A 16,227-nucleotide genomic window follows, 5' to 3' on the forward strand; every position below is an offset into this window, starting at 1 on the left:
GCAGAGCCTCAGGCGCAGAGCCTCAGGCGTGGAGCGTCAGGCGCGGAGCGTCTCGTGACGCACCACGACCCAGCCACGCGGGACCGACAGCCGATCGGCGTGGATCGCGCAGAGGTCGTGCGCGTGCGGATCGTCGACCCGACCCAGCGGGCCGAGAGCGGCCATCTGGTCGCCGTAGTCGTAGGTGAGGGTGCTCATCGCCTCGCGGGCGCATCCCACCTTCGAGCAGAGTCTGTCGCGCATCGGTTCGATGGTAGCCGCCTCCCCCGACACGGCCGCCGTGCCGCGCCGCCGTCCCGTATCTCCGGCGGGGGTCTTCCGGTCGCAGCCCCTCTGCCGGACAGGATCAGCCACGGGAGCGAGCGACGATGGGGGTTCCGCACCGAAACGCCACGCGGCGAGCTCGACCGTAGGATGGGCGCATGGTGCGACGTCGATCCCGCGAAGCTCGGCCGGTCGCCCGCCCCTCCCGTCACGGTCGACACGGACGCGAGAACCGGAGCCCGGTCGTGCGACCGCCCCTTCCCCCTATCGACACGCGGGTGGAGCGCTTCGACATCGCCGTCGGCGCCGCCGCGGAGTTCCTCCGCTCGGCGTGGAGCGAGCTGCGGGAGGTGTCGTTCGAGATCGGCATCATGCCTCCGGCCGCGAGTGACGGCATCCCGCGATGGACGGTCCTGCGCGAGGAGAAGCGCATCATCCTCTACCGCGTACCCATCGAGCGCCTGGGGCACCCCCATCATGACGACGACCTGCACCGCCGCATGATGATCGAGGGGGCCGTCTTCCGTGCGGCGGCCGAGTACCTCGACCGCGACCCGTGGGACCTCGGACCGGAGCGCTTCCGCTACTTCTGACCTCGCGGGGGTCGCGCCCCGCGCGGTGAACACCTGCTCGTGGAGAGACGCCCGCGCGGCGCTTACGGCAGAACCGTCACCGCGGACTCGGCGCTCGTCGCCGGCCACAGCGGGTACCCCGCCAGGGCACCGGTCGAGGTGTAGGTGACCGCCGCGCGCACCGCGCCACCCGGGTCGAGCGTGTACACGCCGGCGGCGACCGCGAGAGACGCCGTTGCGCCGCTCGGGACGGCGAGGGTGAGCGGTTCACCCCCGTCGATCGGGGTCAGGGTCGCCGTCACGTCACCCGAGCCCGGCTCGGCGGTGATGACCAGCGCGGCACCCGCGCCGGTGGCGACGGCCACGGCGCTCGGCACGGCGAAGGCCGGAGACGGGGCGTACCAGGCGAAGTCGGCGCCCTCGCCGAACCCCGTCGTCGACCACGCACCGCCGACGAGCGGTTGATCGGCGGTGACCTCGACCGTGTAGGCCCCGGCATCCACACCCGACAGGTCGAGGGAAGTCGGCTTGCCCGCCTCGAGGGGCACCTGGCGCGGAGCACCCGATGCCGCACCCGCGCCCACGGGCGTCAGCGTCACGGTCGCGGTCGCGTCGGCGCCGGGGGCGAGCAGGCGCAGCACCGTCCCCGCCTCGCTCCCCCCAGCCGTGAGGATCTGCACGCCCGGGATGACCAGACGCGTGTCGGCCTGAGCGGACGGGGCGACCTGGTCGACGCCGCCCGGAAGAAGAAGGCGGGTGAGGCTCGCCTGCAGCGACGCGTGCACCGGGGCACCCGAGGCGACGACGCGCACGACCGGACTCTCCTCGCCGAGGAGGAGACCGGCCAGCGGAACCACGCGCTGCCCGCCGGGAGGCACGACGATGTTGCTGCCACCCGGGGGCGTCGACACGCCCTGCGCGCCGTAGACCGACAGCTGCACGGTGGCGGGCACATCACCGGGGTTGCCGAGCACGACGAGGTCGTTCGCCCCCGTCGTCGACGCTCCGGCCACCAGCCATGACTCCGCCAGCGGGGTACGGCAGGCGGATGCCGAGAAACCGATGAGGTCTTCGGAGGTCGCCGTCGCCGATCCCGCGGCGGCGAGGGGGGCCGCCGCGCCGTCGCGCGGCTGTGCGCGCAGCGCCGTCGCGTCACCGGACCCGTCGGGGGTGGAACCGCTCAGGGCGCTGGTCGTCGCGTCGCTGCCGGCCGGGCCGCTCACGACCTGTTGTCCCGCGGCCGCGGTCAACGCACCCGCCTGTTCCGCGGTCCGACCGAGAGCGAGCAGGGGACCGTCGCACGCGAGGACGGTGTCGGAAGGAGCGGGAGTCGCCTGGACCCGCACGGGAGTCGCCGTCAGCGTGGGCCACGGGGCGGCGATCCCCGCGACGGTTCCGACGACGACCGCTCCGGCCACGACGGACCCCGCCACCACGCGCGCACTGGTCGTCGCCCAGCGGACGAGTCGGCGATCGCTGGTCATCGGTTCCCTCCCGGGTTCGGGCCCACGATGCGGGGCGTTCGCCGGGCCACCCGGCGCGAGGCGGCAGTCGGCACGGCCAGCAGCAACGCGATGAGCAGGACGCCGAGCGATCCCACCGTCACGAGGCTCTGCAGACGCGACTGATGGGCGTCGATCGGCGCTCGCGGCTGCACGTCGGCGGTCACGCGCCAGAGGTCTCCGCGCGATGTCGCGCCGACGCTGTCGAGCGCATCGCGCTGGTCCAACGACGTCGCCGCGGCCAGGCGCGCGCCACGGATCACATCGTCTTCGCCCGCCGGAGCGGCCTGCAGCAGGACGAAGCCGATTCCCCGTTCTGCGAGGCGCTCCACCACATCGTCCGACGACGGGGTCGACAGGTCGGCGGCCAGATCGGCGAGCTCGACGTCGGCCGGCCGCGCCTCGGTGCGCGTGGCCTGGACGGTGCTCTGTCCCCCGACCGTGGCGCTGCCGCCCCAGACGACGTCCACGCGCAGTCCGTCGGCGCGCGGGTCGAGGACGATCGTGCCGATCGAGGTGGAGCCGCGCCCCTCGGCGGCGACGAACGCCGGCAGCGTCGAGGTCGGGCCGTTCGTGAGCACCGAGCGCGGGGTGGACTGATCCGCCGAAGCGGTGAGGGCCGGGCCGACGGCGACCACCAGCGCGACGAGGGTCACCAGAGCGCCGATGGGTCGCAGCACGCGGACGCGCTCGACGATTCCGGCATCCAGGGCCACCATCGCGCTCCCGACCACGCCGAGCCACGCGAGGCTGAGACCCGCACCCGGCCACAGCGGCACGGGGGTGCCGTGATCGAACGAGACGGCGACGCCCACCGCCGCGAACGCGGTGGCCAGCCCCACCGCCGCGATCACGAGGAGAGCGGATGCCGTGACCCACCGCGGCGTGAGGACCGCCAGCAGCGCGAGCACGGCGAGCGGGGCGATCAGCAGGCCCACCCACCAGACGGGACCGTCGAACACGGTGGCCCATCCGCCGGGATCGGAGCTGGGGAATCCGGCGGCGACGAGCGCGCGGCCGAGCGGGTTCGCCGACACCTCGTCACCGGCGTAAGGGACGCCGGGGTCGGCGAGCAGCCCCCATGGGTTGCCCGCACGCACTTGGGTCCACACGAGCGGGGCGAACACGACGATCGAGGGCACCACGAGCCACACCACGCGCGCCACTCCGCGCGCGGCCACGAGGGCGACGACCACGAGGGCCGCCGACCACAGCACGACGACCGCAGGGGCGAGCGAGGGCGCGCACGCGAGAACCAGCACCAGAAGGATGGATGCCGCGCCCGCCGGCGCCCAGGCACGGTGCGCGACGCTCGCGGCGTAGAACAGCCACGGCAGGAGCAGGTGCACGAGCAGGGCCGCCGGGCGGCCCTCCACGATCGCGGCGAGGAACGTCGGCGCGAGCGCCCAGGCGACGGCCGCGGTGATGCGCAGGAGCGACGACTCGGTGATGCGGGTCGCTGCGAACCACCCGCCGAGCACGGCGAGCGGGAGAGCGAGCACCCAGAGCACGACGAGGGCACGGGAGGGGTCACCGGGCGAGAGGGTGCCGATGAGCGCGATCACCGCGGAGAACGGATCGGCCGGGCCCACGGCATCCCATCCGAGGGCCCGCGAGCCCCACGCCGCGTCCTGCCAGAGCTGCACGACGGTCGCCCGCAACGGCGCCAGCGCACCTCCGCCGAGCACCGGCCAGGCCAGGAGGGGGAAGAACAGGGCCGCCGAGACCGCGAGGGCACCGAGCACGGCCCACGCGCCGCCCCCGGTGAAGAAGCGCAGCTCGGAGCGCACCGGAGCGTCGACGACGGCGCCGTCGGACTCCCAGCGCAAGCGCATCTCGCCCCGTGAGACGCGCAACGGCGCAATGCGCGACCACCCGACCGCGCGCACCGTGCGGATGCGGCGACGGGCGCGGGCGACGGCAGCCATGCGGGCCATGACGAGGATCGTGGCACCCCACTCGGGAAGCACGCGGTACGGCGCCTTGGCGACGAGGTGCAGGATGCTGCGCCACAACGCGAGCGGCAGGAACGACAACCAGTGCAGCGGGACGGCAGCGGCCGGCGCGTAGGCGAGACGGCGGTGCAGTTGCGCGGTGCGCTCGGCGAAAGCCCGGCGCCGGGCGCGGCGGCGACCGCGCGCCATGGCCGCGACACCGTCACCGGCCACCGCGACCCGCGCGGAGGGCACGAGCGAGACACGGTCTCCCGCGAGGCGCGCGCACACACCGAGGTCGACGCCCTCGTCGGCACCGCCGAGGGCCGGGTCGAGCCCGCCCAGGGCGGTCCACGACTCGCGGCGGATCAACAGGCCGCGCACATCGGCGCCGAGGACGTCGGCGTCGCCGTCGTGCTGCCCCTGATCGAACTCCCCGGCCGCGAGCTCGACCGTACGGCCGTAGCGGGTGAGGCTGACACCGAGCGACACGATCTCCTCGGGCTCGTCCCAGCGGACGAGCTTGGGAGCCGCGACCGCGAGCGACGGCGACAGCTCCAGCGCGCCGGCGAGACGGACGAGAGCGTCGGGTTCGGGAGCCGTGTCCTGGGCGAGCAGCCACACCGCGTCGCCCGTGAGTCGAGGGGTCGCCAGCGCCGTCGCGACGGCGAAGGGCGTCCCGGCGGCGGCGGTGATGACGCCCTCGGCACCCGACGAGGCGGCGAGCTGCGTCAGAGCGGGATCCGCTCCGCACAGGACGATGGTGAGCGCGTCGACGGGGCGGCTCTGGGCGGCGATGGCCGCCAGAGTGCGCGTCAGATGGTGCGCGGCAGGAGTCCGTCCCTCGGGGCGGACGACGAGGATGGCGTGAACACGGGCGGGCATGGCGCAGTCAGCCTAAGCGCGCTCCCCCGCGTTCGCCGACGCCGCGCCGAGCGGAGGGGGATCGCTCAGGACCGCGTCGCCCGTCGGTCGCCGAGTCAGGCGCGACGCTTGAGCTTGCGGCGCTCGCGCTCGCTGAGACCGCCCCAGATGCCGAACCGTTCGTCGTTCTGCAGGGCGTACTCGAGGCACTCCGACTTGACGTCGCAGGAGGTGCAGATGCGCTTCGCGTCGCGCGTGGATCCGCCCTTCTCGGGGAAGAACGCCTCGGGGTCGGTCTGAGCGCAGAGCGCATCGGTCTGCCACGCGAGGGTGTTCTCCTCGACGGAATCGATATCCCGGCGAACGCCGGGAACGCCGAGGTCGACCGGATCGACGAACCAGTTGTCCGGAACACCGGACCGGTACTGCGACGTCGTCATGTCGTCCTCCGCCTCGCTCGAGCCCCCGCCACGCGTTTTCGCGTACGAGTAATTACACCCGTGTCATTCGGATTGGTCAAGTCGCGGATCGTAAACCCTCAAGGCAGAGGTGAACCTTCACCCGCGCCCTCGGCGTGTCGCGCGCGTCACTCCCCCGGCATGGCGACGAAGACCTCGCCGCCCTGAACCGTCAGCGGGCTCTCGTCGGTCGTCGCCAGGGCCGCCTGCCCGGGTGCGAGGGTCACGCGCGCTCCCGACGCGCCCGTGACCGTCGCGTGACCCGCGACGCCCACCGCGATCGAGACGCCGCGCAGATCGACCGGCGTCGCAGACGCCGACGCATCGACGTGGGCGAGTGCGAAGTCCGCGATGCCGGGCGCGAACAGCTCTGCACCGTCAGCGGTCGTCGTGGGGAGCAGGCGCGGCGGCGCCGCGGGGTGGAAATCGACGAGGCCCAGCAGTTCCGGCACGTCGATGTGCTTGGGGGTGAGTCCGCCACGCAGCACGTTGTCGCTCGCCGCCATGATCTCCACGCCCAGGCCGGCGACGTAGGCGTGGAGCACCCCGGCCGGAACGAAGATCGCTTCGCCGCGACGGAGCTCGACGAGGTTCATCAGCAGCGCCACGACGATGCCGGGATCGCCCGGGTAGGACTCGCGGAGCTGGCGGACCAGAGCCGACTCCGCCGCGAAGGAAGGGGACGACACGGATGCCGCCGCCTCGACGATCTGCTCGATCTGCGCCCTCGTGGCCTCTCCCAGGGCCCAGCCGATCGCGGCACGCAGTCCCTCGGCGGCGGCGTCGGCCGAGAGCCGGGCGCGGAGCTGGGCCACCCCCTCCCCGTCGGCGAGGTCGGCCACGAGTCGCTGCGTCTGCTCGACGTCGCGCAGGCCTGCGAGAGCGGTGAACGTCTCGCTCAGGGCGACGATGACCTCGGGCTTGTGGTTGTCGTCCTTGTAGTTGCGCGACCCCGCGTCGCGCGGCACGCCGGCGGCTTCCTCCCGGGCGAAGCCCTCCACGGCCTGCGCCTTCGAGGGGTGGACCTGGATCGACAGGGGCGCCCCGGCCGCGAGCAGCTTCAGCAGATAGGGCAGCTTCTCCGGGGATCCCGTCTCACGCGCCGCGGCCGGCAGCCACTCGTCGAGGGTCGCGCCAGAGCCGTCGAGCACCTCGGCGGGCGAGCCGGGGTGGTCACCGAACCACACCTCCGCTTCGGGAGCACCCGTGGGGGTGCGTCCTTCGAGGTCGGCGAGGAGGGTCGGGCTTCCCCACGCGTAGGCGCGGGGCGTGTTCGAGAGGGCAACCAGCACGGCGAAAGCCTAGCGTTCCCGCCCGTCGGGACCGGGACCCGGGCGGTAGCCTGAATCCACCATGGCCATGTACACGAACCACCCGGTCTCGGCACCGCCGACGGCTCCCGTTCGCGAGACCACGGGCCATCTGCTGCTGCGCGCGTGGTGCGTGTTCGTGATCGTCCTGGCCCTCGGCGGCGTGGGGCTCGTCAACGCGGTCGGCCCGACGCTCAGCACCGTCGTGGTGATCGCCTCCGCGATCGTGTCCGCGACCGTCTGGCTCGTCGTGCGCCCGCCCGTCGCGGTGCGCCGCCTCCCCTGGCTCGCGTTCGCGTACGTCGCGTGGGCCGTCCTCTCCGTGCTGTGGAGCGCGTGGCCGGCGGCATCCATCCTCACCCTTCTGCTCCTGCTCATCACGACGTTCCAGGGACTGTTCATCGGTGCGGTGCTGACGTGGCGCGACGTGGTGCGTGCCGTGGCGTCCGCGGCGAAATGGATCGTCGGGCTGTCGCTGCTGTTCGAGGTCGCGGTCTCGCTGTTCGTCCGCGGCCCGATCCTCCCGGGCTTCGTCCTGCCGACCTCGCGGATGGATCCGATCGTGTACTGGTCGCGAGACAACCTCTTCGACGGCGGGCGCATCCAGGGCATCTTCGGAAACGCGAACCTGCTCGCCTCGGTCATGCTCGTGGCCATCATCGTGTTCGCGATCCGTTTCGCCGCGGGCGCTCCGCGGCGCACCCTGCTCCTCGCGTGGATCGCGGTCGCGGCGTTCCTGTTCGTGCGCGCGGGATCGGCCACGGCGGTGATCTCGGCGGCCTTCGTGGCCCTGGTGCTCGGGACGGTCCTGGTGATGCGCACGGCGAGCCGCCCCGGCGAGCGGACCCGGTGGTACCTCCTGTACGCGGTGCTCGGCCTCGGCGGCGGCGCGGCGCTCTGGTTCGGGCGGGACGCGATCTTCGGACTCCTCGGCCGCGGGGCCGACCTCACGGGCCGTGAGGGGATCTGGGCAGACGTGCTCGCCCGCGCGGCGGAGCGGCCCGTCACCGGGTGGGGCTTCTCGACGCCGTGGATCGCCTCGGAACCGCTCATCGACGGCTGGATCGTCGACCACGGCCAAACGGTCGTGCAAGCGCACAGCGTCTGGATCGACATCTTCTTCCAGCTCGGCGGCGTCGGGGTCCTCCTGTTGACGCTGGTGTACCTGGCGTACCTGTGGCGGTCATGGTTCTTCGCGATCGACCGTCCGCGCTGGGATCTGCGCGCAGATCGGCCGTACTCTCCGCTGACGCTGCTGCCCACTCTCATCGGGGCGCTGCTCGTCGTCCAGGGGCTCACCGAGTCCGGTCCCCTGCTGCTGTGGGGGTGGATGTTCGTCGTGCTGTTCGGGGCGAAGATCAAGCAGGCACCGCTCGTCGGCGTCGGACCCGCCGAACAGAGCATCGCGATCGAGCGGGGCGAGCCGCAGAGCACCGGATCGTGAGCTCGGCGCCGTTCGCGCCCGTCGCCGCCCTGTCCTCGCTCCTCGCCTCCGCGGGCTTCGCGCGAGCCTTCACCCTGACCGTCTTCGCGACCGTCTTCGGCTCCGTCGCGATCCGCGGGCTTGCGAGCGACGTCACCCTCGGCACGATCGAGACGGGCCTCTGCCTCCTCGGCGGGGGGATCCTCGTCGCCCGACGCCACGAGATCGAGCTGGTCCGCCTCGCTCCGACGACGCTCGTGCTCCTGCTGGCGTGGGCGGGGGCGAGCGTGCTCTGGAGCGCCGATCCCGCGGCGAGCCTCGGCGGGTGGGCCGCGCTGGTCGCGGTGTCGTTCCTCGCCGTCGTGATCGGGCACATCCGCGACGCGCTGCAGACGGTGCGCGCCCTCGGAGACGTTCTCCGCTGGCTGCTCGGCGCCTCGCTCGCACTCGAGGTGCTGAGCGGCATCCTGCTCGATCTGCCCATTCCCTTCCTCGGCATCCAGGGCGACATCGCCGCCCTGGGCCCCGTGCAGGGACTCTTCGGCACGCGCAACGTCCTGGGCTTCGTGACGGTCATCGCCCTCATCACCTTCCTCGTCGAGTACCGCACGCAGTCGGTCCGACCGGGGGCGGCGATCGCCTCCGTGATCCTCGCCGGGTCGCTCGCGGCGCTGAGCGGTTCGCCGACCGTGCTCGCGGTGGCCGTGAGCACGGGTGTCGCCACGCTTGCGCTCACTCTCGTCCGCCGTCTGCCCTCACGCCGTCGCCCTCTCGCCCAGCTGGTCCTCGGTGTCGGCGTCATCGTCGCTGTCGCCACGGGGTATGCCCTCCGCGACGGCGTGGTCGCGCTGGTCGATGCACGAGCCGACCTGTCGCTGCGCACCGACCTGTGGTCGGAGCTGCTGACGTACGTGGCGTACCGGCCCGTCGAGGGCTTCGGGTGGTTCGGCCCGTGGTCGCTCGACTCCTTCCCCTTCGCCTCGCTGAACTTCACTCTCGGCGAGCGGCACACGTCGGCGCTCGATGCCTACCTCGACGTCCTCCTGCAACTGGGCTGGGCCGGACTCCTTCTCTTTCTCACCCTCGGTGCCCTCGCGCTCGCCCGCGGCTGGCTGGTGGCGAGCGAGAGGCGCTCGGTCGTGCACGCGTGGACGCCGCTCACGCTGGTCGCCCTTCTGACGTTCTCGCTGTTCGAGAGCTTCACGCTCTCGGGAGCGGGGCTGCTCCTGCTCGTCGTCTGCGCGGTGCGGGCGGGACAGTCGCGTTCGTGGCGTGAGAGCCTCGGACTCCGGATGCCGCCGGCACCCTCGCGCGACGCCGGCCCCGGCGTTCAGGGCCCGCCCACCGCCGCCGGGTAGACTCCGGGTCGGCCGCCCGACGGCCTGCGCCTTCGACGAAAGACCCTTCGTGACGTACACCCTGCAGAACGCCGTGCTCCCGCTCGACCGTGATCCCGACCTTCTCCCCCTCTACGTCGACCCCGAGACGTGGTCGACGATCGACGAAGAACCGGTCCGTGTCACCAACGTGGCGCAGCTGAGCAACGTCCTGGACCGTCACCGTGCGCGCATCGTCGCCGGCCGTCGCGTGTCGTTCGGCACGTACTTCAACGCGTTCCCCGCGTCGTACTGGCAGCACTGGACGGCGGTGCGCCAGGTGCGCCTGAACGTGCGCACATCGGGCGACGCCACGATCCTGGTGTACCGCTCGAACGGCGCCGGCACGAAGCAGCGGATCGAGACGCGCGAGGTACGCGGCGAATCGACCGAGACGTCGTTCGACCTCGTGCTCGACCAGTACAGCGACGGTGGCTGGATCTGGTTCGACGTGGCCGCCGACCGCTCGGACGCGATGTTCGAGGGCGCCACCTGGACCACCGAGCAAGACCCGGTCCGCGCCGGCAAGGCCAGCATCGGCATCACCACGTACAACAAGCCCGACTACTGCGTGAGCACCCTGCAGGCGCTGGCCGACGCGCCCGACGTGCTCGACGTCGTCGACCGGGTCTTCCTCATCGACCAGGGCACCGATCTCGTCGCCGACCAGGACGCGTACCCCGAGGTCGCTGCCCGCCTCGGCGAGACCCTGCAGCTCGTCCGCCAGCCCAACCTCGGCGGCTCCGGCGGCTTCGCGCGCGCCATGACCGAGACGCTCCAGCGCCCGGAGAGCGACTTCGTCCAGCTGCTCGACGACGACGTCCGCATCGAGCCGGAGTCGATCCGCCGCTCCGTCGTCTTCGGCCGCTACACCTCCGTCCCGACCATCGTCGGCGCCCACATGTTCGATCTGCTCGACCGCCCCAAACTGCACGCGTGGGCCGAGGTCGTCGACGACGCCCCCTTCATGTGGCGGGCGCTGTACCAGGAGCGCCTCCCCCACGACTTCAGCGTCGCGAACCTTCGCCAGAGCCCCATCCTGCACATGCGGCTCGACGCCGACTACAACGGCTGGTGGATGTGCCTCATCCCCACGAGCATCCTCCGCGAGATCGGCTTGTCCCTCCCCGCCTTCATCAAGTGGGACGACGCGGAGTTCTGCCTCCGAGCGCGGGATGCCGGGTACCCGACCGTGTCGATGCCCGGTGTGGCACTGTGGCACGTCTCGTGGGTCGGCAAGGACGACTCGATCGACTGGCAGGCCTACTTCCACGCGCGGAACCGCATCGTGTCCGCTCTCCTGCACTCGCACTCCCCCCAGGGCGGAACGCTCATCCGGCACAGCCGACGCCTCGACCTGAAGCACCTCATGATGATGCAGTACTACCCCGTGGAGCTGCGGCACCGGGCCCTGCGCGACGTGCTCTCCGGTCCGGCGCACATGCGACGCGGCCTCGCGACCGCGATGCCCGAAGCCCGCGCCATCGCGAAGAAGCACCCCGAGACGGTGGTCCACAAGGATTCGGGGGTGCCGCTGCGCTCGCGCCGGGGACGCCAGGTCTTCAAGCGGTTGAAGCAGCACGAGTTCGACAGCCCCACCGGCCTGCGCCTGCGCATTTTCACCATCCGCACGCTGCTGTCGCACTGGTTCCACACCCCGCACCCCGAGAACCTGGCCCAGCCCGAGGTCGAGTTCGGCAAGAACGACGCGCACTGGTGGCGCGTGCCGCACTTCGACAGCGCCCTCGTCAGCGCCGCCGACGGGTCGGGACAGAACATCTACACCCGCGACCGCGCGCAGTACCGCCGCATGCTGCGAGAGAGCCTGCGCCTGCACCGTCGTCTGCAGCGGGAATGGCCCCGACTGTCCGCCCAGTACCGCCGCGCTCTGCCCGACCTCGTCTCCGAGGCCCGATGGCGCGCCACCTTCGAGGAGCAGTCGTGACCGCGTTCGATCCGGCCACCGCGACCATCGTCGTCGTCACCTACAACCGCACGCACCTGCTGACGCGTCTGCTCGAGAGCGTCGAACGCATGGACCCCGCGCCGGGGCACCTCGTCGTCATCGACAACGCCTCCACCGACGACACGACCGCCGTCGTGGAATCGTTCCGCGATCGACTCCCCACCGAGCTGGTCTACCGCCGCCTCGAGACGAACACCGGAGGCTCCGGCGGGTTCAGCGAGGGAATGAGGGTCGCGTACGAGCTGGGCGCCGAGTGGATCTGGCTCATGGACGACGACGTCGAGGTGGTTTCCGACGGCCTGGCCCGCATGGGCCACTGGACGCCGCGCTTCCGCAGCATCCAGGGTCGGCGCTACGACTACGACGGCAGCGAGTTCTACTGGCAGTACCGCGTGGCCGAATCGATGGCGATCCCGATCCCCTTCGCCCCCGCCGGTTTCGACGACTCGGGCTACAAGCCGATGAACTCCGGCTGTTTCGAGGGCATGTTCATCCACCGCGACATCGTCGCCAAGATCGGCCTTCCCGACCCGCGCTTCTTCATCTACTGGGACGACCAGCTCTACGGGTGGCTCGCCTCGCGCCAGACGCCGTCTGTCATCGTCAACGAGTTCGTGCTGCGCCGCACCCGCGAGATCAAGCAGTGGGACATGGGCATCCGCCACATGAACGCCTCGAGCGACGCCTACCGGTACTACATCATGCGAAATCGCGCGTACCTGCAGAAGTACTACCGCGAGCTCGACGTGTACCGCCCCCTGCCGTTCTCGGCCGGCACGGCGCTGACGTTCGTGAAGGAGCTCATCCGCCTGGTCGTCGTCGAGCGCAAGCTCCGAGGGACGAGCCACCTCTTCCGGGGGCTCCGCGACGGCCGTCGGATCCTCCGCGACGCATCGTGGACTCCGATGCCCCCGCTCGAGCGCGCGCAACCGGTCGCCTAGCGCCCGACTCCGGACGTCCCGCTCAGCCCGTGGCGTAGTCGGTGTTGTAGCGGTCGAGCACCTCGGCGATCGGCGCGTCCAGCTTCAGCTGCCCACCGTCGAGGTAGAGGCCCCGCGTGCAGAAGCGGCGCAGATCCTTCTCGTTGTGACTGACGAAGAAGAGCGTGCGTCCCTCGGAGAGCAGCTCGTCGATCCGGCGGTAGCACTTCTCGCGGAAGGACCGGTCGCCGACGGCGAGCACCTCGTCGACGAGGAGGATCGGCTCGTCGAGCTGCGACACCACGGAGAAGGCCAGCCGCACCTTCATGCCGTTGGACAGGTGCTTGTACGGAGTGTCGACGAAGTCGCCGATCTCGGCGAAGGCGATCATGTCGTCGAAACGGCGCGCGACCTCGGCGCGCGGCATCCCGTGCAGTCCCGCCGTCAGGCGCACGTTCTCGCGCACGGTGAGATCACCGACGAAGCCGCCCGTGATCTCTATGAGCGGGGCGACACCGCCGTCGACCTCGACGCGTCCCTCGTCAGGCAGGAGTACTCCTGCCACGAGCTTGAGCAGCGTCGACTTGCCCTGGCCGTTACGGCCGACCACGCCGATCGACTCCCCCGGCTGCACACGGAACGACACGTCGCGCAAGGCCCAGAACTCGTCCGGGCGGGAACGCCGCGCGGCGCCACCGAACAGGTCTTTGAGGTCGCGGGCACCGCGGCGGTTGCGGCGGAACCGCACGCCCAGGGCTTCCACCTCGATCGCGGGGCCGACCATCACAGCTCCTTCAGCACGGGACGCTCCAGCCGCGGGAACACCCACAGGCCGACCGCCAGGATGCCGAGGCTCACCGCCGCGCCCACGACCACCGTCAGGAGGTCCCACTGGTCGGGGAAGAAGCCCACGCGGTAGAGCGTGAAGATGCCCGCGAGCGGGTTGAACGCGGCGATGTCGGCGAAGACGCCGGGGAGGTTGCCGACGCCGTAGATGATCGGCGAGGCGTAGAAGAGCGCGCGCAGCACGAGCCGCGTGGTGCGCTCGAGGTCACCGAACATCACGCACAATGGCGCGACGATCAAGCCGAGGCCGACCAGGAGAGTGGTCTGCAGCAGCACCGCGAGCGGGAAGGCGAGCAGAGCCCACGACACCTGGACTCCGCCGAAAACGGCGAAGAGCACGAGCACCGGCAGGGAGAAGAGGAACTCGACGCCCTTGCTCACGACGATGCGGTTCACCCAGATCCACCGCGGGATCGACGTGGAGCGCACCAGACGCGCGTCCTTCTTGAACGCCTTGGTGAAGTCGGTGACCGCGGAGTTGAACCACACCCACGGCAGCAGGGCCGTGATGAGGAAGACGATGTACGGGTCCTCGCCCACCGAACGGTGGAAGACCTGGGTGAAGACGAACCAGTAGATCCCGCTCATCACGAGCGGATCGAGCACCGACCACAGGTAGCCCAGGGCACTCGTGGAGTACCGCACGCGCAGGTCGCGCGACGACAGCAGCCACAGCGAGTGGAGGGAGCGCCGCACCGAACCGGGGGCGCCGACGGTGGCGGGGGTCACCGCGGAGTCCTTGGCACGCGCGTCATCCCAGGCTCGGGGGCAGCTGCTCGGCCAACGACGGTGCGAGGGTAGTGGCGTACGCGCGCGAGAGGTGGTTGTCGTCGCGGTACAGGGCGACGTTGCCGACGACGCCGACGCACACGTCGTCGGGGCAGATCCAGGGCGTCAGATCGACGAGCTGAACGCCCGTACGGTCGAGCACCGCTGCCGGATTGTCGTCGGCGAGGGATCCGGCGCGCGGCACAGCGCAGTCGATCGGATCGCTCGACTCGGTCACGCAGCTGTACATGTCGAAGGGGAACCGCGGGTTGTCACGCACCCCGAGGACCTCGATCCCGGCCTCGCCCATGCGGTCGAGGAAGCGGTCGATGCCCGGGCGCACGGCTTCGTCGAGCTCGCCCCAGTCGGACCGGGTCACGACGGTGAGGACGGCATCCGGTCGGATCCGTTCCACGTGCTCGATCGCTGCCTCACGCCACTGGTCGCACTGGTCGTCCATTCCCGGCTCGTCCAGTCCCATCGAGCACCCGCCCTTGGCGAGCATGACCACTCCCCACCCGTTCTCCTCGGCAACCGGAAGGAGCGCAGCCGTCATCTGCTGCGAGTGGGAGTCGCCGACGACGACGATGGTCCGCGCGGCCCGCGCGGTGTGCGGGGTCTCCCAGCACGAGACGTTCAGGATGCCGTTCTCCGGCACGCGGTCACCCGAGCAGGGGCGGTCGAGTTGCATCCACTCGTCCTCGAGCGCCGTCGCCAGCGGGAGCATCGCGGCATCCGCGGGCGGCTCGGGGAGGGTGGGGTCGCGCAGGACCGCGGCTCCCGGGTTGGTGATGGAGGCACGCGCGGCGATGGCGCGCGCCTCGACCTCGCTCGAGACCTGCCATGCCGTCACGGGCACCACCACGACAGCCGTCGCCGCGACGAGCACCGCGACGGGGACGAGCCGCGAGGGATCCCCCTTCCGCCACGCGCGGACCGGGGCGTCCACGACGGCTGTCAGTGCGCGGGCGAGGGCGAGGGACAGCACGATGATGAGCGTTCCGCCGATGAAACCCGCGCCGTCGGCGCCGGTGACGACGAGGAAGGTGATGAGGATCGGCCAGTGCACGAGGTAGAGGGCGTACGCGTCGCGGCCCAGGAGGCGCATCGGACGGGATGCCAGCAACCGCGCGGGTCCGCGCGCCTCGTCGCCGCTGCCCGATACGACCACGGCCGCCGCGCAGAGCACCGGCCACAGCGCGAGGTACCCGGGGAACCCACCCTGCACGTCCAGCACCAGGCCGAGCACGAGCAATCCCGCCAACCCCGCCCAGCCGAGCAGGACGCGCAGGCGAGGGCGCAGGCGCAGGTGCGGGAGTGCGATGACCAGGAGGGAGCCCGCCGCGAACTCCCAGAGGCGCGCCCCGGTGTCGAAGTATGCGATCTGCTGAGCCGACGCCGTCCGCACGATCGAGTAGCACAGCGACAGGGCGAACACCGCGGCGAAGACGACGCCCACGACGCGATCGGGAGACAGCCCGAAGCGGCGGACGACGACCTGGCACGCGGCCAGGAGCACGACCCACAGCACGAACGCCTGTCCTTGCACCGACATCGACCAGAAGTGCTGCAGCGGGCTCGGGGTCTCGACCCGCGCGTAGTAGTCGACGGAGTCCGCCGCCAGCACCCAGTTCTGCACGTACAGGAGCGACGCCCACGTCTGCTCCCACGTCGTGCGCCAGGTCGATGCGGGGAAGAAGGTCCAGACGAGGGCGAGCACGCCGACGATCGTGACCGCGGCGGCGGGGAGCAGCCGCCGGAAGATGCCGATCAGGTGCGGGACGGGCCGGATCGGGGTGGGTCCGTCCATACGTCGCAGGAAGCCCCTGGTCAGGAAGAACGCCGAGAGCATGAGGAAGACGTCGACGCCGCCCGAGACCCGGCCGACCCACACGTGGTACGAAACGACCAGGAGGATGGCCACCGCGCGCAGTCCGTCGATGTCGGGACGGTACGCCCACCGTCCCTCGTCGGCCCGTCCGGCGAGCGCCGGGCGGTGCACGGAAGCGTCTGTCACACGCACG

Annotated in this window: 13 protein-coding genes; 5 read left to right on the forward strand and 8 right to left on the reverse strand. The window is 71.4% G+C overall.

Translation table 11 applies throughout. The annotated features are described in order from the left end of the window. Positions 1–36: 36 nt before the first annotated feature. Positions 37–243: a DUF3499 family protein gene (locus PIR02_00645; GenBank protein ID WZH37181.1), complete on the reverse strand. Its 207-nt coding sequence runs from the start codon at positions 241–243 to the stop codon at positions 37–39. A 266-nt stretch (positions 244–509) separates the two neighbouring features. On the opposite strand from PIR02_00645, the gene PIR02_00650 reads away from it, so the two are divergent. Beyond that, a complete protein-coding gene (locus tag PIR02_00650) occupies positions 510–857 on the forward strand; it encodes a metallopeptidase family protein (protein WZH39061.1) in 348 nt (115 codons plus the stop codon). A gap of 62 nt (positions 858–919) precedes the next feature. Here the strand turns inward: PIR02_00650 and PIR02_00655 are convergent, their stop codons facing one another. From PIR02_00655 to manA, 4 genes are all read right to left on the reverse strand, one after another. Next, positions 920–2,320 (reverse strand): DUF5719 family protein, encoded by a 1,401-nt coding sequence (locus PIR02_00655; GenBank protein ID WZH37182.1) that lies wholly within the window; start codon positions 2,318–2,320, stop codon positions 920–922. Then, positions 2,317–5,157, reverse strand: a complete 2,841-nt coding sequence (locus PIR02_00660; protein ID WZH37183.1) for a glycosyl transferase — start codon at positions 5,155–5,157, stop codon at positions 2,317–2,319. Before PIR02_00660 ends, PIR02_00655 begins: the two co-directional genes overlap by 4 nt. 95 nt (positions 5,158–5,252) lie before the next feature. Next, positions 5,253–5,576, reverse strand: coding sequence for a WhiB family transcriptional regulator (locus PIR02_00665; GenBank protein ID WZH37184.1), 324 nt, complete (start codon positions 5,574–5,576; stop codon positions 5,253–5,255). A 146-nt stretch (positions 5,577–5,722) separates the two neighbouring features. Then, positions 5,723–6,886 (reverse strand): mannose-6-phosphate isomerase, class I, encoded by a 1,164-nt coding sequence (gene manA / locus PIR02_00670; protein ID WZH37185.1) that lies wholly within the window; start codon positions 6,884–6,886, stop codon positions 5,723–5,725. 61 nt (positions 6,887–6,947) lie between these two features. On the opposite strand from manA, the gene PIR02_00675 reads away from it, so the two are divergent. Genes PIR02_00675 through PIR02_00690 form a run of 4 tightly spaced genes read left to right on the forward strand, consistent with a single transcriptional unit; the run spans position 6,948 to position 12,610 of the window. Then, positions 6,948–8,348 (forward strand): O-antigen ligase family protein, encoded by a 1,401-nt coding sequence (locus tag PIR02_00675; protein ID WZH37186.1) that lies wholly within the window; start codon positions 6,948–6,950, stop codon positions 8,346–8,348. Next, positions 8,345–9,685 carry an O-antigen ligase family protein gene (locus tag PIR02_00680; GenBank protein WZH37187.1) on the forward strand — a complete coding sequence of 447 codons (1,341 nt, stop codon included), beginning with the start codon at positions 8,345–8,347 and terminating at the stop codon, positions 9,683–9,685. The genes PIR02_00675 and PIR02_00680 overlap by 4 nt, the downstream gene beginning before the upstream one ends. 49 nt (positions 9,686–9,734) lie before the next feature. Beyond that, the gene (locus PIR02_00685; GenBank protein ID WZH37188.1) at positions 9,735–11,648 is read left to right on the forward strand and encodes a glycosyltransferase; all 1,914 of its coding nucleotides are present in this window, start codon (positions 9,735–9,737) and stop codon (positions 11,646–11,648) included. Continuing rightward, a complete protein-coding gene (locus PIR02_00690) occupies positions 11,618–12,610 on the forward strand; it encodes a glycosyltransferase family 2 protein (GenBank protein ID WZH37189.1) in 993 nt (330 codons plus the stop codon). Before PIR02_00685 ends, PIR02_00690 begins: the two co-directional genes overlap by 31 nt. Positions 12,611–12,632: 22 nt before the next feature. On the opposite strand, the gene PIR02_00695 is transcribed toward PIR02_00690, so the two are convergent. From PIR02_00695 to PIR02_00705, 3 genes are read right to left on the reverse strand one after another with little or no spacing between them, the layout of a single operon-like run. Continuing rightward, positions 12,633–13,373: an ABC transporter ATP-binding protein gene (locus tag PIR02_00695; GenBank protein ID WZH37190.1), complete on the reverse strand. Its 741-nt coding sequence runs from the start codon at positions 13,371–13,373 to the stop codon at positions 12,633–12,635. Further along, a complete protein-coding gene (locus tag PIR02_00700; protein ID WZH37191.1) occupies positions 13,373–14,164 on the reverse strand; it encodes an ABC transporter permease in 792 nt (263 codons plus the stop codon). The genes PIR02_00695 and PIR02_00700 overlap by 1 nt, the downstream gene beginning before the upstream one ends. A 22-nt stretch (positions 14,165–14,186) precedes the next feature. Beyond that, a complete protein-coding gene (locus PIR02_00705) occupies positions 14,187–16,226 on the reverse strand; it encodes an acyltransferase family protein (GenBank protein WZH37192.1) in 2,040 nt (679 codons plus the stop codon). Between the last annotated feature and the right edge of the window lies 1 nt (position 16,227).

It is taken from the genome of Microbacterium enclense (assembly GCA_038182865.1).
Taxonomy (GTDB): domain Bacteria; phylum Actinomycetota; class Actinomycetes; order Actinomycetales; family Microbacteriaceae; genus Microbacterium; species Microbacterium enclense_B.

Coding starts and splice junctions, on each gene's coding strand:
- PIR02_00675 (WZH37186.1), top strand. CDS start 6,948: ATGGCCATGTACACGAACCACCCGGTCTCGGCACCGCCGACGGCTCCC.
- PIR02_00690 (WZH37189.1), top strand. CDS start 11,618: ATGGCGCGCCACCTTCGAGGAGCAGTCGTGACCGCGTTCGATCCGGCC.
- PIR02_00645 (WZH37181.1), bottom strand. CDS start 243: ATGCGCGACAGACTCTGCTCGAAGGTGGGATGCGCCCGCGAGGCGATG.
- PIR02_00660 (WZH37183.1), bottom strand. CDS start 5,157: ATGCCCGCCCGTGTTCACGCCATCCTCGTCGTCCGCCCCGAGGGACGG.
- PIR02_00695 (WZH37190.1), bottom strand. CDS start 13,373: ATGGTCGGCCCCGCGATCGAGGTGGAAGCCCTGGGCGTGCGGTTCCGC.
- PIR02_00655 (WZH37182.1), bottom strand. CDS start 2,320: ATGACCAGCGATCGCCGACTCGTCCGCTGGGCGACGACCAGTGCGCGC.
- PIR02_00665 (WZH37184.1), bottom strand. CDS start 5,576: ATGACGACGTCGCAGTACCGGTCCGGTGTTCCGGACAACTGGTTCGTC.